The 25,783-nt window shown below is 48.0% G+C and carries 27 protein-coding genes; 14 read left to right on the top strand and 13 right to left on the bottom strand.

What is annotated here, in order from left to right; translation table 11 throughout:
• From L0156_07445 to tmk, 5 genes are all read right to left on the bottom strand, one after another.
• A partial coding sequence (locus L0156_07445; protein MCI0602833.1) for an RNA methyltransferase occupies window positions 1–506 on the bottom strand: 506 nt, incomplete at its 3' end.
• Entirely contained in the window at window positions 496–981 is a 486-nt protein-coding gene (ispF, locus tag L0156_07450; GenBank protein ID MCI0602834.1) for a 2-C-methyl-D-erythritol 2,4-cyclodiphosphate synthase, read from the bottom strand. The genes L0156_07445 and ispF, both read right to left, overlap by 11 nt.
• On the bottom strand, window positions 978–1,661 hold the full coding sequence (gene ispD / locus L0156_07455; GenBank protein ID MCI0602835.1) for a 2-C-methyl-D-erythritol 4-phosphate cytidylyltransferase: 684 nt from the start codon (window positions 1,659–1,661) through the stop codon (window positions 978–980). The genes ispF and ispD overlap by 4 nt, the downstream gene beginning before the upstream one ends.
• Window positions 1,631–2,641, bottom strand: coding sequence for a DNA polymerase III subunit delta' (holB, locus tag L0156_07460; GenBank protein ID MCI0602836.1), 1,011 nt, complete (start codon window positions 2,639–2,641; stop codon window positions 1,631–1,633). Before holB ends, ispD begins: the two co-directional genes overlap by 31 nt.
• 41 nt (window positions 2,642–2,682) lie before the next feature.
• Window positions 2,683–3,351 carry a dTMP kinase gene (gene tmk, locus L0156_07465; GenBank protein ID MCI0602837.1) on the bottom strand — a complete coding sequence of 223 codons (669 nt, stop codon included), beginning with the start codon at window positions 3,349–3,351 and terminating at the stop codon, window positions 2,683–2,685.
• A gap of 29 nt (window positions 3,352–3,380) precedes the next feature.
• Here tmk and L0156_07470 point away from each other — a divergent pair, with 29 nt between their 5' ends.
• From L0156_07470 to L0156_07530, 13 genes are all read left to right on the top strand, one after another.
• Window positions 3,381–4,028, top strand: a complete 648-nt coding sequence (locus L0156_07470; GenBank protein MCI0602838.1) for a YggS family pyridoxal phosphate-dependent enzyme — start codon at window positions 3,381–3,383, stop codon at window positions 4,026–4,028.
• A 21-nt stretch (window positions 4,029–4,049) separates the two neighbouring features.
• Window positions 4,050–4,361, top strand: a complete 312-nt coding sequence (locus tag L0156_07475) for a YggT family protein (GenBank protein ID MCI0602839.1) — start codon at window positions 4,050–4,052, stop codon at window positions 4,359–4,361.
• Window positions 4,358–4,870, top strand: coding sequence for a DivIVA domain-containing protein (locus L0156_07480; protein MCI0602840.1), 513 nt, complete (start codon window positions 4,358–4,360; stop codon window positions 4,868–4,870). The genes L0156_07475 and L0156_07480 overlap by 4 nt, the downstream gene beginning before the upstream one ends.
• A 19-nt stretch (window positions 4,871–4,889) precedes the next feature.
• Window positions 4,890–5,141 (top strand): DUF167 domain-containing protein, encoded by a 252-nt coding sequence (locus L0156_07485; protein ID MCI0602841.1) that lies wholly within the window; start codon window positions 4,890–4,892, stop codon window positions 5,139–5,141.
• Window positions 5,138–6,355 carry an imidazolonepropionase gene (gene hutI / locus L0156_07490; protein ID MCI0602842.1) on the top strand — a complete coding sequence of 406 codons (1,218 nt, stop codon included), beginning with the start codon at window positions 5,138–5,140 and terminating at the stop codon, window positions 6,353–6,355. Before L0156_07485 ends, hutI begins: the two co-directional genes overlap by 4 nt.
• Window positions 6,334–6,981 (top strand): cyclodeaminase/cyclohydrolase family protein, encoded by a 648-nt coding sequence (locus L0156_07495; protein ID MCI0602843.1) that lies wholly within the window; start codon window positions 6,334–6,336, stop codon window positions 6,979–6,981. The genes hutI and L0156_07495 overlap by 22 nt, the downstream gene beginning before the upstream one ends.
• A 144-nt stretch (window positions 6,982–7,125) precedes the next feature.
• Window positions 7,126–8,172, top strand: a complete 1,047-nt coding sequence (gene hrcA / locus L0156_07500; protein ID MCI0602844.1) for a heat-inducible transcriptional repressor HrcA — start codon at window positions 7,126–7,128, stop codon at window positions 8,170–8,172.
• 10 nt (window positions 8,173–8,182) lie between these two features.
• Window positions 8,183–8,863, top strand: a complete 681-nt coding sequence (grpE, locus tag L0156_07505) for a nucleotide exchange factor GrpE (GenBank protein MCI0602845.1) — start codon at window positions 8,183–8,185, stop codon at window positions 8,861–8,863.
• Window positions 8,842–10,662 carry a molecular chaperone DnaK gene (dnaK, locus tag L0156_07510; protein ID MCI0602846.1) on the top strand — a complete coding sequence of 607 codons (1,821 nt, stop codon included), beginning with the start codon at window positions 8,842–8,844 and terminating at the stop codon, window positions 10,660–10,662. Before grpE ends, dnaK begins: the two co-directional genes overlap by 22 nt.
• Window positions 10,663–10,748: 86 nt before the next feature.
• Window positions 10,749–11,879 carry a molecular chaperone DnaJ gene (gene dnaJ / locus L0156_07515; protein ID MCI0602847.1) on the top strand — a complete coding sequence of 377 codons (1,131 nt, stop codon included), beginning with the start codon at window positions 10,749–10,751 and terminating at the stop codon, window positions 11,877–11,879.
• A gap of 119 nt (window positions 11,880–11,998) precedes the next feature.
• On the top strand, window positions 11,999–12,721 hold the full coding sequence (locus tag L0156_07520; protein MCI0602848.1) for a 16S rRNA (uracil(1498)-N(3))-methyltransferase: 723 nt from the start codon (window positions 11,999–12,001) through the stop codon (window positions 12,719–12,721).
• A gap of 25 nt (window positions 12,722–12,746) precedes the next feature.
• On the top strand, window positions 12,747–13,613 hold the full coding sequence (galU, locus tag L0156_07525) for a UTP--glucose-1-phosphate uridylyltransferase GalU (protein ID MCI0602849.1): 867 nt from the start codon (window positions 12,747–12,749) through the stop codon (window positions 13,611–13,613).
• A gap of 41 nt (window positions 13,614–13,654) precedes the next feature.
• The gene (locus L0156_07530) at window positions 13,655–14,956 is read left to right on the top strand and encodes a sigma 54-interacting transcriptional regulator (protein ID MCI0602850.1); all 1,302 of its coding nucleotides are present in this window, start codon (window positions 13,655–13,657) and stop codon (window positions 14,954–14,956) included.
• Window positions 14,957–15,034: 78 nt separating this feature from the next.
• On the opposite strand, the gene L0156_07535 is transcribed toward L0156_07530, so the two are convergent.
• The 3 genes from L0156_07535 to L0156_07545 are packed head-to-tail and all read right to left on the bottom strand — an operon-like array spanning window position 15,035 to window position 18,108.
• Window positions 15,035–15,331: a zinc ribbon domain-containing protein gene (locus tag L0156_07535; GenBank protein MCI0602851.1), complete on the bottom strand. Its 297-nt coding sequence runs from the start codon at window positions 15,329–15,331 to the stop codon at window positions 15,035–15,037.
• A gap of 49 nt (window positions 15,332–15,380) precedes the next feature.
• Window positions 15,381–16,976 (bottom strand): phosphoglycerate dehydrogenase, encoded by a 1,596-nt coding sequence (gene serA, locus L0156_07540; protein ID MCI0602852.1) that lies wholly within the window; start codon window positions 16,974–16,976, stop codon window positions 15,381–15,383.
• A 1-nt stretch (window position 16,977) separates the two neighbouring features.
• On the bottom strand, window positions 16,978–18,108 hold the full coding sequence (locus L0156_07545; GenBank protein MCI0602853.1) for an alanine--glyoxylate aminotransferase family protein: 1,131 nt from the start codon (window positions 18,106–18,108) through the stop codon (window positions 16,978–16,980).
• 244 nt (window positions 18,109–18,352) lie between these two features.
• Here L0156_07545 and L0156_07550 point away from each other — a divergent pair, with 244 nt between their 5' ends.
• Window positions 18,353–19,189, top strand: a complete 837-nt coding sequence (locus L0156_07550; GenBank protein ID MCI0602854.1) for a DUF4388 domain-containing protein — start codon at window positions 18,353–18,355, stop codon at window positions 19,187–19,189.
• 78 nt (window positions 19,190–19,267) lie between these two features.
• Here the strand turns inward: L0156_07550 and hfq are convergent, their stop codons facing one another.
• From hfq to L0156_07575, 5 genes are all read right to left on the bottom strand, one after another.
• Window positions 19,268–19,519 carry an RNA chaperone Hfq gene (gene hfq / locus L0156_07555; protein ID MCI0602855.1) on the bottom strand — a complete coding sequence of 84 codons (252 nt, stop codon included), beginning with the start codon at window positions 19,517–19,519 and terminating at the stop codon, window positions 19,268–19,270.
• A gap of 15 nt (window positions 19,520–19,534) precedes the next feature.
• Window positions 19,535–20,515: a tRNA (adenosine(37)-N6)-dimethylallyltransferase MiaA gene (gene miaA, locus L0156_07560; GenBank protein ID MCI0602856.1), complete on the bottom strand. Its 981-nt coding sequence runs from the start codon at window positions 20,513–20,515 to the stop codon at window positions 19,535–19,537.
• Window positions 20,516–20,942: 427 nt separating this feature from the next.
• Window positions 20,943–22,046, bottom strand: a complete 1,104-nt coding sequence (locus L0156_07565) for a DUF4388 domain-containing protein (protein MCI0602857.1) — start codon at window positions 22,044–22,046, stop codon at window positions 20,943–20,945.
• A gap of 62 nt (window positions 22,047–22,108) precedes the next feature.
• Window positions 22,109–24,148, bottom strand: coding sequence for a SpoIID/LytB domain-containing protein (locus tag L0156_07570; GenBank protein MCI0602858.1), 2,040 nt, complete (start codon window positions 24,146–24,148; stop codon window positions 22,109–22,111).
• A gap of 290 nt (window positions 24,149–24,438) precedes the next feature.
• On the bottom strand, window positions 24,439–25,782 hold the full coding sequence (locus L0156_07575; protein ID MCI0602859.1) for a DUF2330 domain-containing protein: 1,344 nt from the start codon (window positions 25,780–25,782) through the stop codon (window positions 24,439–24,441).
• Window position 25,783: the final 1 nt, after the last annotated feature.

A 25,783-nucleotide genomic window follows, 5' to 3' on the forward strand; every position in this document is an offset into this window, starting at 1 on the left:
CGAATATTTTTCTCCTGAAGCTGCTCAATCAAACGCGCAAGATTCCCTGCTCTCGCGATCCTTACATGTTCCAGCGCGCCGGCAGAAAGCTTGTAGGTGACGCCGGTGACCTGTGCGGAGCGCCTCTCCGGTATGAAGATTCCTTGCACGCCCGCGCCTTCAGCTGATCGAATCAACGCTGCAAAATTGGTTACATCCTGAATTTCATCAAGAATGCAGAAAAGTGATTCCTCCGTTATGTTTTCCAGTAATTGATCGGGGCGGTAGTAGCGGTAAGGACTGATCTCAACGACAACATCCTGATGGTGAGAATCGCCTGCAAGCTTCGTGAGAACGGCCGGATCAACAATATGAATTGAAATTTTCTTGCTCCGGGCGGTGGCGAGCAATCGCTTTAAGCGAAGCGAGGCATGTTGCGTTGTCCAGATGTGGTTGATTCGCTCGGGCTGGTGCTGGACAATTTCCTCAACGCCATGAAAACCATACACGATCCCCTCACGAGGCATCTGATTCCAGCAATACGATTGCCTGGGCGGCGATCCCTTCCCCTCTTCCGGTAAATCCCATATGGTCCGTTGTCTTTGCTTTCAGATTGATGATTTCTTCCGGCAGCTCTAATAATGTAGCAATGCTGGAGCGAATCTCGTTGCGGTACGGTCCGAACTTCGGTTCCTGGGCGATGAGTGTGAGATCCACGTTGCTCACCTTCCAGCCGAGCTGGTAAACCTCCTGAAGCGCCTGTTGCACAAAAACGCCGCTGGACGCGTCTTTCCATTGCGGATCCGAATCCGGAAAATGCATACCGATGTCCCCGAGCCCAGCCGCTCCCAACAGAGCGTCGGTCAACGCATGAAGCAAGACATCGGCGTCCGAATGTCCGTGAAGACCGACCGAATGGGGAATTTCGAAACCACCCAGCATGAGTTTGCGACCCACCATGAATTTGTGCGCATCAAAACCGATTCCCACACGGTAGCTCATAGATATGTCTCCGCAACTCTTATGTCTGAAGGTTCTGTAATCTTTAGATTTCTGGATTCCCCTGCAACCACGTGAACTCTATATCCCGCCATCTCAACGAGCATCGCCTCATCTGTAACGTTGCTATCCACTATTTTAGCGTAGGCTGAAGCCAGAAGTTCGACGCGAAACCCCTGCGGGGTTTGCGCTACAAACAGTTTTTCGCGCGACAACGTGCGCGCAACCTGCTCCCCTTCCACTTCTTTAACGGTTTCTGTTATCGGCAAAACGGGGAGCGCCGCCCCATGCTTTTGCGTTGCCTCCAATACTCGCAACAAAAGCTCGCGTGACAACAACGGGCGAGCCGCATCATGAATCAAAACAATTCCCTTTTCCTCTTTCAACGAGAAAAATGCATTGCGCACCGAATCATAGCGGGTATCTCCCCCTGCTACGAATCGCGCTTTCTTGAAATTCTCATCCCGGCAAACTTTTTTGTATGCCTCTTCCGAGTCATCCGGCGCAAAAGTTACGATGACTTCTGCGATCTCCGGTGCTTCTTCCAGCACACGCAAAGACCAGGATAACAGCGGTTTTTCATTCAAAAGATGCAACGTTTTTTTCTCTCCAAAACGAGATCCTTTGCCTGCAGCTGTTACGATTGCGTAATTCATGCGATCGTTGCCCGCCTTTCGTCGCATTTCATTTTCAGTGGCAACAACAAGGATTGAAGCGACAAACTGATGTTGGCGTTAATCTTTAAGATCGCTTCGCGAACCTGTAAAAGCTCATCATAAAACTCATCGAGCAAACGGAGATCCAGGTTTTCCATCAGAGGTGCGAGTCTCTTTCTCGCATCTTCATGCACCAACCTTGCGTCTGATGAGGATTTCAAAAGAATCAGATCGCGCGCCAGCTCCTCCAGTATCAAAAGGCGCTCCACCATTTCGGTGCGATCCACTGTGATGGCCCGAACGGCATCGATGAGAGTGTAGTAGGTTTTTGGCAGGATTGCGGTTTCCAGTGCAACCAGAACCTTGTCTCTCATTTCCTGGTATTGTTCGGGATTGACACTCAGTGCTTTTCCGGGAGATCCATGTGTGCTCAAAGAGAGGTAGGCTGCGTCCTGCTCGCCGATATTATTTTTCTTGATGAGCCATTGTTTGATCTCTTCCGGCTGCAGGGGTTGAAATTCGAAGATCTGGCACCTGGAACGAATCGTGGAAAGCAATCCCTCCGAGCGCTCGCAGATGAGAAAGAAGATTGTCTGCCCGGGTGGTTCTTCGAGCACTTTCAGGAAAGCATTTGCGGCTTCGTCGCGCATGTAATCCACGTCTTCGAGTAGAAATGTTTTCCAGCTGGACTCCACCGGCTTTAAAGAAGCTTGATGAATGATCTGGCGGATCAGATCGATTTTGAAATAGAGCCCTTCCGCTATGAACTGGTGAAAGTCGGGATGATTTCCGCTGTCAAACTTGTGGCAAGAAACACAGCTGCTGCATGGACCCTCCGCATCGGGGTTTTTGCACAGCAGAGTCTTGCATAGAACCGCCGCAAGCGTGCTTTTGCCTACACCAGCCGGGCCTGAAAAAAGGTAGGCATGGCCCAGTTGTTTCCGTTTAAGAGCGCGCTGAAAGTACTCAACGATCCGTTTGTTTCCCGCAATATCTGTCAGTTTCATATTTTTTTCTACAGAAGGCCGCAAAGAGCGCGAAGAAAATATTATTTTAATCTTTGCGTGCTTTGCGAGCTTCTGTTAAAGAATTCAGCTATTACTTCAACTACGTTTTTATGCACGTCATCGATTGACCTGTTTGCATCAACGACGTGGATTCTACCTGGATTCTCTCGCGCAAGAGTTAAAAAACCATCGCGCACGCGAGTGTGAAATTCCAGAGTCTCTTTTTCAAAACGTGATTCATCGATCTGTTGAGCCTCGAGTTTTTGCAAAGAACGTTCGATGCCTGACTTTGGTTCCAGATCCAATAATAAAGTTAAATGCGGCTCCAAAACCGATCCGGAATTCTTCCAGATTGCATCCAGAAAGTTCAAAGAGATTTTTCGAGCGTAACCCTGGTACGCAATCGTGCTGTCATGATAGCGATCGCACAACACAACCTGACCAGCTTCCAGAGCGGGCCGGATCACTTCATTGATGTGCTGGAAGCGATCGGCCATGTATAGGAGCGCTTCCGACAAAGGCGCGAGACCGGAGCTAGTTTCCGAAAGCAGCAGTTTGCGGATATGGATTCCGAGCTCGGTGCCTCCCGGCTCGCGCGTGCGACAGACTTTGTGACCTTGTTGCTCCAACCATTGCGCGGCAAGCTTCAGCTGGGATGTTTTTCCACAGCCTTCAATGCCTTCAAAAGTGATGAAAAAACCGGGTTTCATAAGGAGGTTCCTGATTGTATAGTAACTCCATGATTCAGTCCAACCTCAGCAAAATTCAAGCGGAAGTTGCCGCAGTAGCGGCCGGTCGTGAGGTGAAAATCATCGGCGCATCGAAAACGGTTTCATCAGAAAGAGTGCTGGAAGCCTATGACGTGGGGATGCGCATTTTCGGTGAAAACAGGATTCAAGAAGCGATTCAGAAAATCAAAGATCTACCCGATGATATTGAATGGCATTTCATCGGGCACTTGCAGAGCAACAAAGTGCGGGATGCCGTACGCCATTTTACCTGGATCCAATCCGTCGATTCCTTGCGCCTGCTTCGTTTGATCGATCAGGAAGCTTCGAAACAAAAGAAGCAAATATCCATATTGTTCGAAATCAATCTGGGTGGTGAGGAAACAAAGCATGGTCTTGATCCCGAAAAACTGAAAGAAGTGCTGGATGCGAGTGGAAACCTGGAGAATGTCAGCATTCGCGGGCTGATGGCAATCCCGCCTTTATTTGAAGATCCCGAGCAAGTGCGGCCCTACTTCCGCCGTCTAAAGGAGCTTGCTTCCGTCCATCCGGGGCTTTCAGAATTGTCGATGGGCATGTCACACGATTATATTGTTGCTATAGAGGAAGGAGCGACAATGGTCAGGATCGGCACCGCTCTCTTCGGAAGAAGAGAATAGGGCGGATGCTATAATACGACTATGCTAATATTACTGAATGTCCTGCGGGCAGTCGCATACATATTGGACTCGATCATTACCATTTTTCTGGTGGTCCTTTTTGCGAGAGTCATACTGTCCTGGATTCGTTTGCCGTACAACCCGATCGTTCACGCGATCTATAAGATTACCGAACCGGTGTTGAGTCCCATACGCCGTAAGCTGCCAATGACCTGGGGCATTGACTTTAGTCCGATGATCCTGTTTTTGCTGTTGTTCGCCATCAGGATTGTTGTTGTGGGTAGCATTTTTGATTACGTCGAGTTATACAGAGGGAGGTATTTGCGGCCATGAAAATTTCATCGATCGACATTCAACGTCAAAAGTTTCAGGTCAAGCTAAAGGGCTACGATCAGGAAGAAGTCCGAAATTTTTTGATCACGGTCGCAGAACAAATCGAAGAGCTCAGCCGTGAAAACGATATTTTCAAGCAGGAGATTGACAGACTCCGGGAAATCTTAAAGGACTACGAAGAGCGGGATCATATCCTCAAGAACACTCTCGTTACCGCTCAAAAGAACAGCGAAGCGATGCTGGCCAACACCAAAAAAGAAGGAGACCTGATCGTTAAAGAAGCCGAGTTTAAAGCCATGAAATTGATGGAACACGCCCAGGGCCAGGTCCTGAAAATTCAAAAGGACATGATGGACTTGAAGCTGCAGCGCAAAGCGCTTCAAGACAAGATCCAGACGTCCATTCAGATCATGCAAAAAATACTGGAATACCAGAAAGAAGAAGAAAAATCGGCTGAAAAAATCATGTACTATGGTAAAGCCCAGGAAGGCGGCCCCAAACAATCTTGAGTTACCCTCTACAGTGATTGTGGTTCGGGCCGTACCACGTTCTTCTAAAATCTCCATCATTCAGGAAAGCTCAAATCAATTCAAAATCAGGCTGACATCTGCCCCTGTAGAGGGAGCAGCAAATGCTCAATTGATCAAGTTGTTGTCCGAAAAGCTTTCCTTGCCGGCGCGGAGTGTTCACCTGATCTCCGGCGAAACAGGACGTTTGAAACGTTTGAAAATTGAAGGTCTTTCCCTGGATAAGATCGTTCAGCTTCTAACAGAAAAATGATTCTGATTCACGACGCGGCACAGCTGGTTACACCGCTTTCCGGCGGAGGTCTCTCCGTAATCGAGAATGGTGCAATCGTCAGCGATCAAGATAAGATTCTATTTGTTGGCTCCACGAGCGAAGCATTGTCTTCGTATCCTGGCGTTGAAAAAATCGACGCCACGGGCAAAGTCCTGATGCCTGGATTCGTTGATCCCCATACACACCTGATATTCGGAGGAGACCGTTGCCCTGAATTTCTCATGCGACTTCGCGGCGCGACGTATCAGGAAATTGCAGCGGCAGGAGGCGGAATTCAACATACCGTTCGCGCAACGCGTGATGCTTCTGAGCAGACTCTTGCCGAACATAGCCTTCGTCATCTTGAAACAATGTTGCAGTACGGAACGACAACCGTAGAGGTGAAATCCGGATACGGACTGAGCTGGGAATGCGAAGAAAAATTACTCTCCGTGGCTCACAAGATTTCCTCGCAGGCCACACAGGACATGGTGACAACTTTCCTGGGCGCTCATGATTTTCCGCGGGACAAGACGAGAGAAGAATACATTCAAGAAATTCTCACTCAGATGCTGCCTGCCGTAGCTGAAAAACGGCTCGCGACTTTTTGCGATGTTTTTTGCGATCAGGGTTACTATTCGGTTGAGGAAGCTCGAAAAATCTGTCTGAAGGCAAGATCTCTCGGGCTGAAGATCAAACTGCATGTGGATGAGTTGGCAGATGTGAACGGGGCGGCCCTGGCTGCGGAGATGAATGCGATCTCGGCGGATCATCTCATCCTGGCGAATGAGAACGGAATCGCGAGAATGGCAGAAGCAGGAGTTATCGGTGTATTGCTTCCCGGGACATCCTTCGCATTAAAAGTCAAACAGCACGCACCGGCGCGGCGCATGATCGAAGCGGGCGTGCGGATCGCTCTGGCTACGGATTTCAATCCGGGCACTTGCTTTTCTCATTCTATGCAATATGTTTTGCAGCTTGCTTCTTTGTTGTACGGACTGACTCCGGAAGAAGCGCTGACAGCAGCGACGCTGCATGCGGCCGCGGCAATTGATTGGGATCGCAAGGTCGGGTCACTGGAACCGGGCAAACAAATGGATTGCTTGATCTTTGATATTCCCGATTACGGTTATCTCTTCTATAATCTAGGAGTCAACCGGCTGGAAACGGTCATCAAAAAGGGGGAAATCTCTTGGAACAGAAACCGAAATTAGATCCAAATCAACTTGCATCCTGGACAATCTCAGATTTCCTCAAGAAGCTTGCGTCGGAAGATCCGGTTCCGGGAGGGGGTTCTGTCTCAGCGCTTGCAGGCGCGCTTGGCGCGGCATTGATCGCGATGTACGGAAAACTAGGGACGCTCCGCAAGGGAGTGAGCGGAGACGATCAGGAAGTCTTGCAAAAAATCAGTATCGAAGCCTCTTCCTACCAGAATAAGCTGACACGCCTGATTACAGAGGACAGCCTTGCCTATACAGAAGTGATGCAGGCGTATAAACTTTCCAAAACGACGGAAGAAGAATCGAAGATTCGTCAGCAGTCGATCCAGCGCGCTTTTCATGTTGCGGTTGAAATACCGCTGGAAACCATGAATGCTTGCATAGAATGTTTGCACTTGATTGCAGAAGTGGCTTTGATCGGCAATCCGAGCGCCTTTTCCGACCTCAAAGTCGCTCAATTTATGTGTCACGCGGGTGCAAAAGGCGCAATGGAGAATATTCTCATCAATTTGCCTTCGCTCAAGGATCAGGAATTCGTTCATATGGTCGAGGCAAAGCTGACGAAGCTGAAACAGGCACTGGAAAACTTTTCGAAACAAAAGATTGAAAAACCAGCTTAATCACAAAGTAGCGCGGACGTCTCGTCTGCGGGCATCCGCAGGCCAAAGGCCCGCGCTACTTTGTTTAAAGTCGGGTATTACGAACGGGCTTTTGACAAGGCAAATGACGAATGTTACATTTCATTCCAACCTTTTTGAATCATCATGAAAGTTTCCGACGAACGGCTGGATGAGCGAAGCAAGAAAATCCTGCGCGAGCTGATCTCTATCTACTCGCAGACCGGGGAGCCGGTTGGATCGCGAACCTTATCCAAGAAGACCAAAATGGGCTTGAGCCCGGCGACTATCAGGAATGTTCTATCTAATTTGGAAGAGGCGGGTTACATCATGCAGCCGCACACATCCGCCGGCCGTGTGCCAACCGATAAAGGTTATCGTTTCTTTGTCAACCACCTATTGAGAAATCCACAGCTCAATTCACTTCAAAAAGAGATGATTGAGAACCAGATGGTAAAGACTTCGGGCGATTTTGAGGAACTGCTCGTTCTGACGACGGAGCTCCTCTCGCGTCTTTCTCACAGTGTGGCTCTGGCCGTGGCTCCGAATCTGGAAAAAATGGTTCTGGAGAACATGGATTTTGTTTCGATCAGCTCGACGCGCATTCTGGCCATCCTTGTTACGAAGGGAGGAGTCGTCAGCAACAAAATGATCGAAATGGAGGAACCGGTTGCTCAGGATGAATTGATCAGAATCGCAAACTACATCCGGACAGAGTTTTGTGGTCAGACCCTGCCGAGCATCCGTCGAAAAATCCTGAATTTGATGAGACAGGAACAAACCCAGTACGACATCCTCTTGAAGAGAGCAATGATTCTCAGCCGGAAATGCCTGGAAATGCCTGCAGGAGATCAACTTTACGTGATCGGAGCGTCGCAAATTGTTAACTATCCTGAATTTTCGGACCTCACTCGCACGCGGGAGATTCTCGAGGCCCTTGAACAAAAAAGTAAAATTGTTCATATTTTAACTGAGTGCATCGAGGGTGAAGGTATCCATATTCTCATCGGATCGGAGAACCGGGATCCTGAGCTAAAAGGATTGACCCTGATCTCCTCCGCTTATAGATATGAGAATGAACCGATCGGAACACTTGCGATTCTTGGACCGACGCGAATGGAATATGGCCGGATGATCCCTCTGGTAGACCATTTAGCAAAAGTGGTGAGCGAGATTTTATCTGGCGGGAAATAAAGAGAACACTATGGCAGACGAAAAGGACGATTTCGAAGATACCGATTTCATTTCTAAAGGAAATGGCAAAGACGAGGACGACGAGGACATCCAGATCGAGCTTCTGGATCCGGATAATCCCGGCTCGCACGCACTCGAAATGGCCCCGGCTAATCCTGTTCGCGAACTCGAACAGCAAATGGAAAGCCTGCGTAGAGAAAAAGACGAAATCTATGATCGTCTGCTGCGCAAACATGCGGATTTTGAGAATTTTCGGAAACGCAGCGAAAAAGATAAAAGGGAATTTCAACAGTACGCCCTTTCTGATATTGTTGGAGACTTGATTTTCATTCTGGATAACTTCGAACGCGCCTTATCACACTCAGATGATTCTTCCAATCCGGAATATAGAAAAGGGGTGGAGCTGATTTACAGGCAGTTGCGAGATCTTCTTGAAAAACGGGGATTGCGGATCATCGAATCAAAAGGCCAAAAGTTCGATCCCAATTTTCATGAAGCTGTGGCACGCGAACCGAGAAGCGATGTGGAAGAAGGAACGATTCTGGAAGAATTGCAGAGGGGTTACTTCTTTCAGAACCGCTTGTTACGGCCGGCCATGGTGAAGGTGAGCTACGCGCCGGAGGATGAATCACCGAAAGAAAACCCAACGGAAAGCAAGAGTGATGACGAATGGCTGAACAAAGAATCATAGGCATTGATCTGGGGACGACCAACTCCTGTGCTGCTTTGTACGAGAATGGCGTTCCACAAGTAATCCCAAACCTGGAGGGCGCTCGAACCACGCCATCGATCGTTGCGTTTTCGGAGAAATCGGACCGTCTGGTGGGTCAGATCGCCAAACGGCAAGCCGTTGTGAATCCGATCAACACGATCTTTGCAGTCAAACGTTTGATCGGGCGTAAATTCGATTCTCCTGAAATTGAACAGGTCCGGAATTTCCTGCCTTACCAGCTGAACCGCGCTTCCAACGGCGATATTCGTATCAAAGTGAAGGACCACGAATACAGCCCGGAGGAAATTTCGTCTTACATTCTTCAAAACATTAAGAAATATTCGGAAGATTATCTCGGTTATGAAATCTACGATGCAATCATAACGGTTCCCGCGCACTTCAATGACAGTCAGCGGCAGGCCACAAAGGATGCAGGTCAGATTGCAGGATTGAACGTTCGGAGAATCATCAATGAGCCAACCGCCGCGGCGCTGGCCTACGGACTGAACAAAACGGACCATGAAATCATTGCCGTTTTCGATTTAGGCGGGGGCACGTTTGATATCACGATTCTGGAAATCCATGACGGCGTTTTTGAAGTTCTGGCAACCAACGGCAACACATTCTTAGGTGGAGAAGATTTTGACCGTCGTGTGATTCGCTGGATGCTGGAAGAGTTCAGAGAACAGGCCGGCATCGATCTGTCTTCGGACAGAATGGCCATGCAGCGAATCAAGGAAGCGGCGGAAAAAGCGAAATGCGAGCTTTCCACAACGCTGGAAGCGAAAATCAATTTGCCGTTCATCACTGCGGATCAACACGGACCAAAACACCTGGATCTGACTTTGCAGCGTTCGAAACTTGAGGTATTGATTGAGGACTTGCTGGATCAAATCGAAAAACCCTGCTATGACGCGCTGAAAGATGCCGGAATCCGCCCGGAACAATTGAATCAGGTCATTCTGGTTGGCGGCCAGACACGAACGCCAAAAGTGATTGAACGCGTGAATAAGATTTTTGGGAAATCACCGAACCGCGAGATCAATCCGGATGAAGTCGTGGCAATGGGCGCCGCAGTTCAAGGCGCGGTCCTGAATGCCGAAGTAAAAGATATCGTGCTACTCGACGTCACTCCGCTGCCGCTCGGCATTGAAACGCGCGGCGGAAATTTCACTGTCATTATTGAGAAGAACACCACAATTCCAACTCGAAAGAGTTTGATTTTTACGACGGTTACTGATAATCAGAGCACTGTGGAAATTAACGTTCTGCAGGGTGAAGGGGAAAAAGCGCACCAGAACAAATCCCTTGGAAAATTTGAACTTACTGGAATACTTCCCGCGCCAAGAGGAGTCCCCCAGGTGGAAGTCACGTTTGACATCGATGCAAATGGAATTGTTCAGGTGTCCGCCAGAGACTCCAATACAGGATTGAAACAGGCAATCGTTATTTCAGCGAGCAGCGGTTTGAGCCGTGATGAAGTCACCCGCCTTGCCTCAAATACGCAGGTGGAGATGAAACAGGCTTCCGTAAGAAAAGAAATAGACGAAATGAAGAATCAGCTGGATCAATTGCTCACGTCCAACAGAAAAGTGTTTGATCAGTTTTCGAAAAAGTTGGATGAACAGGAACTTGTTCAGTTGAAAAACGTATTTTGGGAAGCAGAGCAAGCGAGTCACGCACAGGATGCTCAAAAAATGAAATCCTCTCTTGAAGCGATGCAGAGAGCATCCACATTGCTTGCGCAGGCAATGTTGCGGGGAGATGCCTCGCTCTAGGCTCCGTTTGTAGTAGCGAATTCATTCGCTATTTCTTTAGCGACTAAAGTCGCTACTACAAAGCCCGACTTAAGAGGTTTCTAGGGTTGGCTAACAAAAGAGATTATTACGAAGTCCTCGGAATCACACGCGAAGCTTCCGATCAGGAGGTTAAGAGCGCCTATCGAAAGATGGCGATGAAATTTCATCCTGACAAGAATCCGGGAAACAAGGAAGCGGAAGAAAGTTTTAAACAGGCAGCCGAGGCCTACAGCGTGCTCGGTGATAAAGAGAAACGAACGATCTACGATCGTTACGGACACACCGGTCTGGGTGGCTATTCCGGCAGCGAGGGTTTTTCAGGCTTCAATCAGGATCTCTTTGCAGATTTCAGCGATGTGCTGGGCAGTTTCTTCTTTGGTGATTTCTTTGGAAGTGGAGGCCGCAGGCGCAAAAGCGGTCCGGTTCGCGGCGCCGACTTGCAATACCATCTCGAAATCACGCTGGAAGAAGCGATTAAGGGAATCGAAAAAGAAATCGTCATTCCGCGCATGGACATCTGCGAAAAATGTGAAGGGACCGGTTCCAATAGTCCGCAAGGAAAAACCACATGTTCCACCTGCAACGGGTACGGGCAGGTTCGTTACAGTCAAGGATTCGTAACCATCGCACGAACATGCCCCAACTGCAGCGGCACAGGTCAGGTTTTGCGAGACCCTTGCAAATCGTGCAGTGGTGGCGGCCGTGTCGAACGTAAGGTGACGCTGAACGTAAAAGTTCCTCCGGGTGTGGACACAGGAAATCGGCTGAAGCTGAAGGCCGAAGGGGAAGCGGGAATGCGTGGAGGTCTTTCGGGTGATCTTTACGTCCTGATTGAAGTGCAGGAACATCCGATTTTTATGCGAAAGGGTTTTGATCTCTACTGTGAAAAAGAAGTGACTGTGCTGCAGGCAAGTTTGGGAGATGAGATCCGGATCCCAACTCCGGACGGCGAAGAATCCATGAAGATTCTGGAGGGAACGCAGCCTGGAACCGTTTTAACAATGCGCGGAAAGGGAGTGCCCTACGTCAATTCGTACGGGCGTGGCGATCTTCATGTGGCCATCAAAGTAAAAATTCCCACAAATCTCTCTTCACAGGAACGAAAGATGCTGAAAGAGCTTGCCAAGCTGCGAAACGAAAAGATTAATCCGCAAGAACGAGGCGTCTTCGAAAAAGTCCGCACATTTTTGGAATAGAAAAACGTTAGCAAAGTAGCGCGGGCGTCTCGCGTGCGAAAAAATTGACGAAACTATACATATCTCAAGAGCCCACCGAGGGCGTTTTTCGTCTGGACCGCAATTACAGGAAGCGCCTCGTGAAGGTCATGCGCTTGAAATCCGGCGATACGCTTCAGGTTTTCACACTTGGAAAAAAATGGGAGTGCCTCGTTCAGCAGATCTCACCCGAACAAATTCATCTGAAGGTGCTGCAGGAATTTCCTGTGCCCGCGCGTTCCTTGCATTTAATTCTTGGTCAGGCCATTCCGAAAGGAGATCGTTTTGAATGGCTGATTGAAAAAGCGACCGAAATCGGTGTGGCTGAAATTTACCCTCTGATTACGGAACGCACCATCGTTAAACCAGAGAACGCAGCCCTCAAGGTGCAGCGTTGGAATGAAATTGCAGAACAGGCGGCAGGACAAAGCGAGAATTCCTTCCCCACCATCGTCCATTCACCGCTATTACTGCCTTCCTATCTGGAACGGACTGTAGATTCAGGGTTGAAACTCCTGCTTCATGAACGAAAGGATTCCAGATCACTCCGCGCTGTTCTTGAATCAGTGGGGGAGTCGCATTTGCAAAGTAGCGCGGGCGTCCCGCCTGCGCAGACGAGACGTCCGCGCTACTTTGATATAAATCGTATTACATTTGTAGTAGGTCCCGAAGGAGGCTGGACAGAGAGCGAGACAGAAAAACTTCTCGGCACGGGATACCAGCCCTTTCATCTCGGACCGCGAATTCTGCGCGTGGAAACTTCTGGACTTGTTCTGGCCACATTGCTACAATACGAACTCGGCGATTTTCGAAATTCAAAATAGAAACAAACCGTATTAACCTCGATCCATGAAAGTAAGAAAAGCAGCTTTTCCCGCCGCGGGACTCGGCACAAGGTTCCTGCCGGCAACGAAAGCCCAACCCAAAGAAATGCTTCCACTTGTAGATAAGCCGCTCATTCAATACGCGGTGGAAGAAGCAATCGATTCGGGCATTGACAACATCATTATCATCACCGGACGCGGGAAAAACGCGATTGAGGATCATTTTGATGTCTCTTTCGAACTGGAAAAAATCCTGGAACAACGCGGCGAAACAGAGTTGCTTGCAATCGTGAAAGATATTTCTGACATGATCAACCTCTCTTATGTCCGGCAAAAAGAAGCGCTGGGAATCGGCCATGCGCTCCTGACAGCCCGTGAGCTGATTGGCGACCAACCATTCGCCTGTTTCCTGGGAGATGACATTATCGATTCGGATATCCCCTGCACCCGGCAGCTTCTCAACGTTTTTTACGAGAAACAGCATCCTGTCGTCGCCATAGAAGAGGTCGATCCGGAAAAAGTGAGCTCCTACGGAATCATCGCAGGAAAAGAAGTGGGGGATGGCCTGTACGAAATTACCGACATGATTGAAAAGCCGTCCAGGGAAGAAGCTCCAACGAATCTTGCGATCATTGGAAGGTACATTCTTACGCCGGATTTATTTGAGATGCTGGAGCAAGTTGGAAAAGATGCAAAGGGAGAAATTCAGTTAACCAACGGTTTGAAATTGTTATTGAAACAAAGACCGATTTTTGGGTATAAATTTAGAGGAACTCGTTATGATGCGGGGAATAAGCTAGGTTTTTTAAAAGCGACTGTTGAATTTGCTTTAAAGCGAAAAGATCTTGGAGAGTCTTTCCGCAAGTATCTTCTCTCCTTAAAGCTTCAATAAATCGCAGGCCTGCCCTCCGTTCCTGGTATGACATGATTGTAATGCCACGTGTGATCTATTGCGGTCCGGAAGATTCTTTGTTCAAAAGACTCTTACGCTATGCGGATGATTTCGTGCTCGAAGCTCGAAAAACCTCCCTCCAGAGTACGCCCCAAAAATTTGCTCATTCGCGAAAAGCAAGCGTTCTGATCCTCAAGCTGAAAAATGAAATTGATATAAAAACTCAGGAATGGCTTTCGAAAAACGATGCATCGATCCCTGTGATTGTGCTTTGCCAGAATGGAACAGCTGAAACCGCGATCCAGGCCTTGCAATACGGTATTTACGACTACTTTTCCACGAGTCAAAATCTGGAAGCAATCGCGCAAAAGATTCGAGACGCAATTGTCTGGAAGAATACCAGAGCCGTGAAGCGACCGATCACCTCTGATTACCACCTTTTGTTGGGCAAAAACCCCGACATTGTGATGTTGAATCAACAGGCGCAGCGTCTGGCATCGGATTCCACTCCGGTATTGCTTCTGGGAGAAGCAGGGACCGGAAAGGAACATCTGGCTCAAGGCATTCATAGAATCTCGAGCAGAAAGAGTGAACCCTTCGTGCGGTATGATTGCCGGCTGTTGAAACAACTCACCCAGTATGGCAATTTATCCTTGCCGGAACTGCTGAGAGTGCGTCTCAAGTCAGCTTTTTCAAAAAGTGAAGCGCCTATTCTGTTCCTCACACATATGGAACAGTTAGCGTCGCATCAGCAGCAGGAAATTATGGAGCGTTTTAGTGAATCGCGTGTCCGTTTGATCGCTTCCTATCAGGAGAATCGTCCGGGACTTTTTCAAGAGAGCACGGATTCAAATCATTCGACTCTTAAAATTCCACCGCTCCGCCAGCATAAAGAAGATATACCTTTGCTTGCCGAATATTTTGTCAGACAGAATTCGCAGCAAAAAGGAATTCGCCCGAAAGGTTTCACCGACGAAGTCCTGATGTTGTTGCAAGAGTATGTCTGGCCGGGAAATATCCAGGAGCTCTCCAATCTCATTGAAAGGATGTTCCTGTTGGAACCATCTCACCTGATCACATCGAGCACCTGGAGAATCTGTCAGGGGCAGGGCACGAAGATGAATCTGGATCCCACAAATCAATTTGCAGCGCTTCTGGAAGGCGTATTGAAAAGCGAGGAACTGGAATGGAAAGAAGGAAAGGTATACAACGCCTTTATCGAGCGGATGGAGAAATTGTTAATCGAACTCGTCCTTCCCAAAGTCGATAACAATCAGGCTGTTGCAGCAAAAATTCTGGGGATCTCGAGAAATACTCTCCGCCAGCGCCGCAAATACGCATAATCAGAGTAGCACAGGTCCCGCCTGTGTGGAGCTTCACAGGCGAGACGCCTGTGCTACTTTGTTAGTTGACTTTGTCAACTATTTTTCTGTTGTAGATTTACCCGAATTCGTAGCAGGCTTGTCAGTCTTAGAAGTTTCTGTGGAAGGTTTACTTTCGGAGCTTTTAGATTCCGAACTCTCAGAAGTGGACTGGCCTTTTCTCGCATAGTCGGTGATGTACCATCCTGTCCCCTTAAATTGAATCGCAGGTGAGGAGAGAAGTTTTTGCACCGGCTCTCCGCAAACAGTGCAATGAGTGACCGGCGGATCATCAAACTTTTGAATCACTTCAAATCGATGTTTGTTGTTTAAACATTCATATTCGTAGATCGGCATTTGCTTCTAACTCACTCCAGACACTGTCCGAGTCCATTCCCAATTATAACTACTGTATTCGAAGGCAACGCGCGTCGACAACCTCCGCAATTTTTTTCAATTGCTGGACGACACTGTCCGGAAGTTCCCCATCGACGCTCACAATTCCCAGCGCATAGCTGCTTTCCGGTATTCTGCCAAGCTTCATCGAAGCAATATTGATGTGATTGTTGCCGAGTAAAGTCCCGATTTTACCTACCACTCCGGGCGTATCCTGATTCTTAAAGAAAAGCAGGTTGCCGAATGGACGGAAATCGATATAAACATCATTAATAGAAATCAGACGGATCAGGGTTTTTTCGAAAACTGTCCCTGTTACTTTTTGTTTGGCCCTGTCGGTTTCGAGCGTAATCGCTATCAAACTCGAAAACGTGTTATCCCGTTCGCTCACGGTAGAAGTCACTTCAATTCCCCTCTCTTTTGCAAGGCTCAATGAATTCACAATATTAACATTGCGGGAAAGAATGTGCTGCAGAACCCCTTTGCAGACAGCATGAATCATTGCTTCTTTGGACAGATGGGCCACTTCGCCCTTGAATTCGATACAAATTCTGTCAAATCCTCCTTCCGAGATCTGTGCAAGAAATGAGGCAAGGCGTTCACTCAAGAGAAGGAATGGTTCGTTGCGGGCGTACTCTTCTTTCGTCATGTTGAAGTAATTCACGGCATTCCTGACAGTTCCTTCCTTCAGAAAATCACGAATCTGCACCGCGATCTGATAGCCCACTTTTTCCTGCGCTTCCAGCGTGGAGGCGGCGAGGTGAGGAGTCAAGATTACTTTGGGATGCTGAATGAGCTTGATCAACGGTTCGCTGCGCGGAGGTTCTTCGCTGAATACATCCAGCGCCGCGCCCTGCACGGTTCCATTTTCGAGAGCTTCGTAAAGAGCCGCTTCATCCATCAATTCACCACGCGCGCAATTGATGATTTGAACTCCCGGCTTCATTTGCGCGAACCTTTCGCGATTCAAAAAGTGGATTGTCTCCGGGATGAGCGGCATATGCAGACTCAAAAAATCTGCGGTTCCCAACAATTGCTGCAGATTCATCAGCTCCACATCCAGATCTTTGGCGACCCGTTCCGACACATAAGGATCGTAAACGATGATGCGTGTATTAAAGGCGTGCAATCTTTTTACAACTTCTTTTCCGATGCGGCCGAATCCCAGGATTCCCACAATCTTATCTTCCAGCTCCTGACCTTCGTATTTCTTTTTCTCCCAGCGTCCCTGTTTCAGATCGTTGTGAGCAAAAGGAAGGTGCCGGCAGAGAGCCAGTAGCATGGCGACAGTATGATCGGCAACGGAAATCGTGTTGGCATCCGGCGCATTCATTACCAGAATTCCCCGCCGTGTTGCTTCCGCGAGATCAATGTTATCGACTCCTGTTCCCGCTCTTCCAATGACTCTCAACTGAGGCGCGTTCTCCAGGATGTCCGCTGTGATCTTGCTTGCGCTCCGGATAATGAGCGCTTCAACACCTGAAATTTCCTTCCGCAGTTCCTCCGAAGTCATTTTGGAACGGACATCGGCGATCCAGGATTTCTCCTGTTTCAAAACTTCGAGTCCGGGTTCCGACAAGCCGTCCGGTATTAGGATTCGATGCATCTCACGCAACCTCTGAATAAACTTGCTGGAATGCCTGCAAGGAACTTCCCAGTGTGACCGGATGACCGTTCTCTTTTAATACGAATTCCAGGGCGCTCAACACACCAAGTAAATCAAAATGGTCCATATATCCCATATGGCTGATCCGAAAAACTTTTCCTTTCATATCGCCCTGACCACCGGCAAGGTGAATTCCAAATCGTTTTTTAAGCGCGGAAGTTACTTTGTCGGCGTCCTCGAATTTTACAGCAGTAAGCGCATTCGCGGGCGCTTTTGAAAAAAGATTCAACGATAACGCACACAAACCTGCCCTGGTTGCCCGGGCTCGATTTTCAGTTAGCTGAATCAATCGTTCCAATCCCACCTGTTCGATGGCCTTCAATGATTTCTGCAAAGACAGAATCAAAGAGGTCGCCGGAGTAAATGGCGTTTGGCCTCCTTGATCCCAGGATTTACGCGCCGATCGAAGGTCAAAATAATACCGGGGAAGTTTTGAAGATTCAACTCGTTTCCAGGCATTTTCTGTGAGACCCAGGAAAGATAGACCTGGCGGAATCATTAACGCTTTTTGCGATCCACTCAGAAGCACGTCTATTCCCAATCTGGTGGAAAGCGGCATTGTCGCAAGCGCGGAAACTGCATCCACGATCAACAAAGCTTCAGAATTCCCCATCGCTTTTGCGATTTGTTCCACATCATTCTGCACACCCGTTGAACTCTCGCAAGCTTGAATGAATACGCCTTTGATGTCCGGATTCTTTCGAAGCAGGGCAGCAATTTCTTCTGAGCGCGCAGGATCACCGTAAACCGACTTTAAAATGTGAGTCGTCAATCCGAAACGCTGAGTCAGTTCAATCCAACGCTCACCGAATTTGCCGCAACTGGCTACGGCGACTTCTTCACCGGGCGAAAAGAAATTCGATACGGCTGCCTCCATGGCGCCGGAACCGGAAGCCGCAAATAAAAAGAGATGGTCCGGTTCTCCGAGTACCCTCTTCAAGGAACCCATAACATCCCAAAGTATTTCTTTGAATTCAGGAGTCCGATGATGGATGTTGGCCTCAAGAGCCGCTGCCAGGGCGGGAGGATATACGCTCACCGGTCCGGGAGTAAATAAACGATTTTTTATCATAGTGAACCTCGAATAGTAAAATGCACCGGGTACTGATTATATTCATTTCCGAACAGGTTGTTGCCTGTCCGGCCTGCTATGGTAATATTAGTATCTGCAGCACTAAAGGCGTAAGGGATTGGGAAATCAGGGGATTCCCAAATTGTTGATGTTATTGACTTTATTTTTTTCACTATGCTAGACTCACTTTTGATTCTTAGACCGCCTTTCAAGGGTGTCCTTTCATTTGAGGCTTCAGATATAGATGTCATTACAGGGCTCGCTTAAACACCTGCAACTCGCGGACGTCATTCAACTTATCAGCGTGTCAGGAAAAACAGGAATGTTCCATCTAAAGAAGGATGAGCATGTGGGTCTGATTTACCTCAAAGATGGAAACATCATACACGCCGAACTCGATGAAATTAAAGGAGAAGAGGCGGTGTATGAGCTGGCGATCTGGAATGATGGCGAATTCAATTTTGAACCGGATGTTGAGCCCAAAGTAAAAACTGTCAGCAAAAGTAACACGAATTTGCTGATGGAAGCGGCGCGACGCCTGGATGAATGGCGCGTGCTTTCACGCAAGATTCCAAATCTGGAAATGATTCCGGAATTCATCGTGGATCAGGAATCGGACCGGGGTCAAATTCAACTGAATACACATGAGTGGTTGATCCTGTCAAAAATCACAGGCAAGTCCGATATTCGTAGCATTGCAAAAGCTTCAAACTTGCCGGTGTTCGATATTTGCAAAGTGCTTTACGGGCTAGTCACTCACGGACTTGTTGCGCTCAAAGAAGCTCCAGAGCCTTCTTCTGTACCCGCCGCCCCCGTTTCAACTTCTTCATCAGGGGTCAGCAAAGAAAATCTGTTGAGTCTACTCGAAAAAATAAAAAACATTTGCAACAATACGCTTGGCAAACAAGCAGAAGCCGTGGTGGACAAACAATATCAGAAAGCGAAATCTGATATTGAACATGGCGCGGGAATGGGTGCAATTCAGGAAGCGGTCACTCAGATTGCTAAAGCATCTCAGATTCTGAAAGGTCCCATCACGACAGAGGTGCTGCTGGATCAGCTCAAGACTCTAAAACTCTAATTTATTGCATATTGAATATTGCATATCGCATAGGAAAACATAATCTTTTTGCAATATTCAATATGCAATATTTCGATACTACTCTCTAGGAGCTTCGCGCGGTTCTTTGCGGGGAGGAAGCCCGGCCCCGATCGTGGAGATCGCGTGTTTAAAAATCATGATATCTTGGCCATTACTGTCTAAAACAACGATAAAGCGGTCAAAACCTTTAATTTTGCCGGAAAGCTTGTAGCCATTCATTAAATATACGGTGATCAATTGACGGTCTTTCTTAAGACCATATAGAAATTCATCTTGAAGATTCTGTAAGCCATTGCCGGCCTTTTCCATGAATCCCTCCAGGCTTTAGTTCCGATACCATTGTAATACAGAATCAATCATTTTGCGAAATGGCGCTGTCTCGGGGATCAGTTGAAAGTGATCCTGGTTTCGAAACCACGTGAGTTGTCTTTTTGCGTACTGTTTCGTTTTCATGATGACCGCTTCCTGACACTCGATCAAACTGGTTTCTCCGTGCAGGAATCGAAGAATTTCCTGATATCCGAGCGATTTTGCCGCCGGTAATTTTTCAAAATCAGGGTAACGGTCAATCAAATGTTTTACCTCATCGATCCAACCCTGTTCAAACATCGTTTCCGTTCTCTTTACAATGTTTTGATGCAGTGCTTCCCTTCCCGGATAAACATAATACTTAAGCGCTTGATAGCGTTCGTCCTGATTCCGGGGAAGGTCAGAACGTCGAACGCCGGTTTGAAAAAAGATTTCGAGAGCTCGGATGATTCGATATATATCAGGAGGAGCGATTGCAGCAGCGGAAAGAGGATCGAATCTCATCAACATCCTGTGCAAAAATCGTTCGTGGTGCCGGTTTTGAATCCTGCGAAGTCGTGTTCGCAGTTGATCATTTCTTGCCGCCACAGGCCAGACTCCACGAAGGACAGCTTTCAGGTAAAATCCGGTACCGCCGACCAGAACCGGCAACCTTCCGTTAGAAATGATTTCGTGAATTACCATGGAGGCCATTCGCTCATAGTCGGCCGCGGTAAAGGATTCCGTGGGATCCAGAAACCCGTATAAATGATGCGGATACTGTCTTAATTCCTGAGGGTCAGGCTGGCTTGTGCCAATGGAAAGATTCTTATAAATCTGCCGTGAGTCCGCATTGATGATCTCGCAGGGAATCTCTCGCGCGAGTTCCCACGCAATCTGGCTCTTGCCGGCGGCCGTTGGACCACCGATCAGAAGTATTTTATGCGCGTTTCTGTGATCGATTGAACTTACCTGATCCTTCGAGCCGGTGTTTCTCTTGCGCCTGCCAGATCGCATCGCGCCGGTGATCGAAGCAATAGCTCTCTCCTTTGTCTATCTTTTTTCCGCATTTTTGACAACGAGCCTGATGCTGGCCGATGCCGGTTTTTCTTCCCATATAACGCAAAGTGTATCCTGCAATGATCAGGCATGCTGAAATTATAAGTATCACTTGGGTATGCCAGACATACTGCTGAATCAAAGCGGCATCGCCGTAACGATCTCTGATAAAGTAGTAGACAAGCCCAGCCGAAAAGCCAAACCAACCGAGGGACGAGAGAATTCCAGATATACCCACCTTACACCCCGTAAAGCGTACGCGTTGCGCGTCTTCGCGTCCAGCGTCGCGGTAAGCTGATTCTATCTTAGTACTTCAGAAGAAAAACTACAAGCAGAAGCAGGCCAAGCAGGAACATGCCTGCAATCTGTTGACGCTGTGCGGTTGTCATAGTTCCGGACGGATGTCCTTAAGTGTTTCAATCACGCGTGATTCGTGTTCAGGACCAAGAGTTCGTTTCACGGCAAGAATGCTGGAATATAAGAATTCATTTAACGAACTGATCAACACATCTTTTTTGTTGTCACCACGAAACCATTCAAGATTACCTTGAATTGCACCGCCATCCAGTGTGCCATCTTTTCTCATCGAAACATTCTTTAGAATAGAAGAGTTGGATTCTCTTATCTCCATCAGATATTTGTTCAACACATGCTCCGTGATCGGCCCAACCTCACGCATCATGTATCGATACAGATAGGAATACATTCGATTGTAATTTCCGATAATGCCTGAGGCTTCCTCCCTGGATAGCTCTCTTTGTTCCGGTGTTTCATTCATGCGGCTGCTCTGTACACTGATATAACCGATACTGAGCAACATGTAAAGCACCCTGATCGTTTCCAAATCCCCGATTTCGCTATCGCGGCAGATCTCTTGAAACGTGCGTTTTCCATCTACCAGTTCCAGCACATGCTTTTCAAAGGATTCAAGAGCGATTTGTTCTGACCGGGATGAATCTATTTGCACGAGAACAACTTTGCGAGAGGGAAACTTGTTTTGAAGGTCATCTACATTCTTGATTCGCCGGATGCCTTCCACGACCAGATCTGTGATATTTACATCCGCAGTTATGTTTTCGTGCGTGGGAAGATCTCCCTCTGCGAAGTAAAAAACTCCATCATGCCAGTTGAAAAGACTGTAAACAATGTGGCGAATCTGTTTCTGCACACTCTCCCACAATTGTTTAGGCGTAATTGCGCCCATTTCGACAAGGATTCTTCCCTGGCGTTTTTTTAAAGTAAGCAAAGCAGCGGATTGCTGAAAGTGTTCCTTGTCAATCATTCCCCAGGAAAGTAGCAGGTCACCCAATCTCTCTTCCGGAAGGTTGCTCGATGCGAAAATAACATTCCCCTCTTTGATATGAAGACTCTTTCTGATGCGGTCCTGACGGAACGTGAGGATCCCGGTCTTGCGGGAGCTTCGCACAAATTCCAGAATATCAGGAAGGCTGATCTCAGAAAGATCACCCTTAAAGCTTCGGCCAGTCATGAGATTGTCCCCAACGAATATAGTACAGCAATGTAGCGCGGACGTCTCGTCCGCGCCTTTGCTTAGTAGACTTTGCTGATCTGAACGCCGGTGTAATAGTGTTTCAAGATTGATTTGTAATCCTTGCCCTGTTTGGCATATCCAATCGCGCCAACCTGGCACATTCCGACACCATGTCCCCAACCGCGACCCGTAAAAATGAATTGCTGGACTTTGCCATTCCGGTCAAACGTTCGTTCAATCGTAAACAGATTGTCCCTCAGACCTAAAGCCCATCGAACACGAATGCCTTTCAAAGTTCCGGATCCTTTTGAACCAATAATCTTCATTTCATAGACGCGTTGGGAATGACCGTAACTCAACGGCTGAAGATCATAGATTTCTCCGATATCGAGATAACGCGCCACCTTTTCTCCCAGTTCCGCAGGTCCGATTTTGTCCTGCCAGAACGTCACCTTCGAAGAACGATCCACGGAAATGCCGGCACGATCGACTTCGCACACAAGAAGCTGCACCTGTTGTTCTGACAACAGATATTCCACTTTATCGCCGGGCGCGCAATTCACCTGATTGTGTGGGCTGATGCGCTCTCCCAAGCGCTGGTACAGATACAGGGAAGAATCCAGAAGATACGAATGTACTCCGAGATCATCCACAACCTGCATCTGACTGCGACTGATTTCGCGCACGATCCCTTCGTTCGTATTCACTTGATGATAATGCTTCAAGACATTGTAAAGAGTTTGCCAGAAATCTTTTCGCTTTACGGTTGAATACGGATCAAACGCTTTTTTCTGTTCCGGAAGGTTTACGATCGAATCATGCAGCAACAGCAAAAAGGATTGTATTTCAGGAGTTGTATTCACGGAGAGCTGCAAACGATTCACAAAGTACTGATAATCCTTCCGGTCTAAAAGGGAATCTCTCTTCTTCTGCCAGCAAAGATTCGAAACCAGGAAATCGGACAGCGCCGCCCAGTGATTTGAGGAAAGGGCACTGCTTGAGCACGCTGTTTTCCCGAGCGATTCCAGAAGCGCCGGCATCGCAGCTTCCATCTCCTGAATGCTGGCAATGGTTTCCGGATTTTGTTGCGTATGAATTCCGGTTTTGAGGTACAACCATGCTTCGGCCCATTGTTCTTCCCGTCCTTGCAGAGCCACCGATTTCAGCGAAATCTTTTCTTCCTCCGGATAGCATTCCACGCTTCTCAAATACGGGTAGTCCCATCCCTCGAACATGTATTCAGCATTTTCAGTTTTGCCGCCACAGGTGGAAGTATAAAGAGCATTGATGGCTTCTCCTCCGTATGCGACGATTTCCCCCGCCGTTTCTTCGACAGCACGCGAAGTCAAAGCATGCTCTGTTTTATAGCCCGAATAAACCTGGCATCGCGGAGTTGAGCAAATGTCATAACCTTCAGTGTCAAACTGGTTCATGTTCTTGATTGCATAGGTGCGCGCAGCTACGGCCTGAGCCTTGAGTGCTTCGTAAGTTCCTTCGGAGGCCGGACCGATCTCATTTGGTACAACACCTTTCAAGTAGTCTTCAAAGTTCACGATGTTGACGAGTGTCAGTCTGGCGCTGCGATTCACAAAAATGCTGAAATAACCGCGATACGGCGTACCATCAGCGCTTTGAATCTGCCGGGAAGTCCACAAAGACAACGTTCCTGTTGTGCGCAACAGAACTTCCCCTAATTCATCGCGCAGAACCAAATCAGGCATTCGGGCGGCCTCCGGCGTATCCGACACATAAAACGCTCCGGGAAAACCGCCGATTTTCATCTCTTCGACCACCTTCTGGGAGCGCTCCTGATTGTCAAAAGGTCCTAATTGAACTTGAAAACGTCCCATATCGATGTTTTCAAAAATGCGGGAGGAATATTTTGTTTTCAGTTCTCGGCGCGCTTTTTCCGCGCTTTCGCGGGAAGAGAAAGATCCGACCTGGACGAAAAATTTTGCTGCAACGTTCGTGACAAAACTCAGGCTGGCAATCAAAGGAGACTCATGAGAGCCGGAACGCGAACCATCACTGAAATGTATTTTTTCATCGGCGGAAATGGTGAGAGACCGGGAATCGGTTTTTAGTCCGACTCGAATCAAAGGCGCTTTTAAACGGGGAGCTCCGGGGGAAACAGCCGTAGGTTTCCTCGGTGCCCTGGGTTCTCCCGTTCTGTCAATCGGGCGCCGGGCGGCGCATCCTGTGATAGCAAAGGCAACTACTATGATAACGATATTACAAAAGTAGTACGGCCTTTGTAACGAAGCCACGCAGGTATTGTAATCAATACGGCGTCTTAAATGCAACTGTCTTTTCAGAGATCGCAGAGGGCGCAGAGAAAAAATCAGATCTTTTTTAACTCTGCGTTCTCAGCGTTCTCTGCGGTGAAATCTTAATCTTCGTCGTCGTCGCCGAAGACTCGGTCCCACCAGGATTCGTCGCTCTTATCGTCAGATGCCATGACGGGAAAACTGATCTTCTTCCGGATGTTATTGATATCCCAGCCGGTCAGTTGAGCCAGAATCTGAGCTTCCTGTTCCATTCTTTTCCGTAAATTGCTTTTGTATTCGCGTCCCTCTTTGCACTTGATCTCTCCGGTGAAAGGATGGCGCAAAACATAACGGCCCTGGAAATTTTCACGATTGGGCGTCGTTTGAAAAACCAGATCCTCCGGAAATTTCGGTCTACTGTAGCGAACATGAAGCCGCGTGAGATACACATTGCTTTGTTGTTGAGGTGGAGCAAAACCCTGGCCCTTTTGCCCCCCGTTGAGCCAGAAAACACCCGCCTTGCGCAACTCCTCGGGAGTTAACGGATCTGCCGCGCAAGGATCACACCAGTTCATGTCCCAGGCGTATTCCAGAAACACCGCGTTCTTCCCTTCTTTTTCGTAGGAACGCTGATACATGGATTTATAGAAGTCTCCAAATTCATTCTTTACAAAAATCGGGATATCCATATTGGAAGGAATTTTTACGGTACGGTAGTTTGTCACCTCTGCTCTTCCCACTGGTGAAAGAACAAATGCGACTAAATCCTGCTCACTTTCGGCGTTGGCCATGCCCAGCCGAATCGGTAGCATGAATTTCGGCGATTCGTAGGCCATCTGTAACGGACGCAAGTAAGCGAATCCCTTTTTCTCAAACTCTTTCAGATTCACTTTCGCAACGAAGAATTTCATGTTTTGCCTTATGTAAGGCTGGAGTAGATCCCTGGCACCAACAGGTATTTTGTATCCATTCTGGATCAGCCAGGTTTCGAGCCCTGCAGATTCATTCGCGCTAAGAATCAGAATATCGTACTCACCGACAGTAAATTGAGCTTCGATTTTGACGCCTAATGCGTCAGCAGCTTTCTTCTGTGCCATCGGAGCTGCACTGGGAAGCGGTATCCCTTCTGTTTTGTACCGCCGCATATTGCATGGATCCTCATCAAAGTATTCGACCAATCGCGGAGCTGAAAAAGCGTCCACTCGATCGATGACTTTGGGATCGCCGATGTGCACCTGCTCTTTCTGGAGCACAACAGGCACAGGCACCACGATAGCAAAATCCTTCACGTCTCCCTGATAGTCATTGGAAATCGTGAGGACTGTTCGGTTTCCCTCTCGCGCAAGAATCACTTTGGATGCCTTGTTAAATAGTTTTGTATCCGCCTTGGCAACGTAGAATCCGCAAAAAGACCAGGCAGAAGAGCTGCACAACAATAAAGAAAGAATCAGCAAAGATCGAAACATA

The sequence above is a fragment of the bacterium genome (assembly GCA_022616075.1).
GTDB lineage: Bacteria > Acidobacteriota > HRBIN11 > JAKEFK01 > JAKEFK01 > JAKEFK01.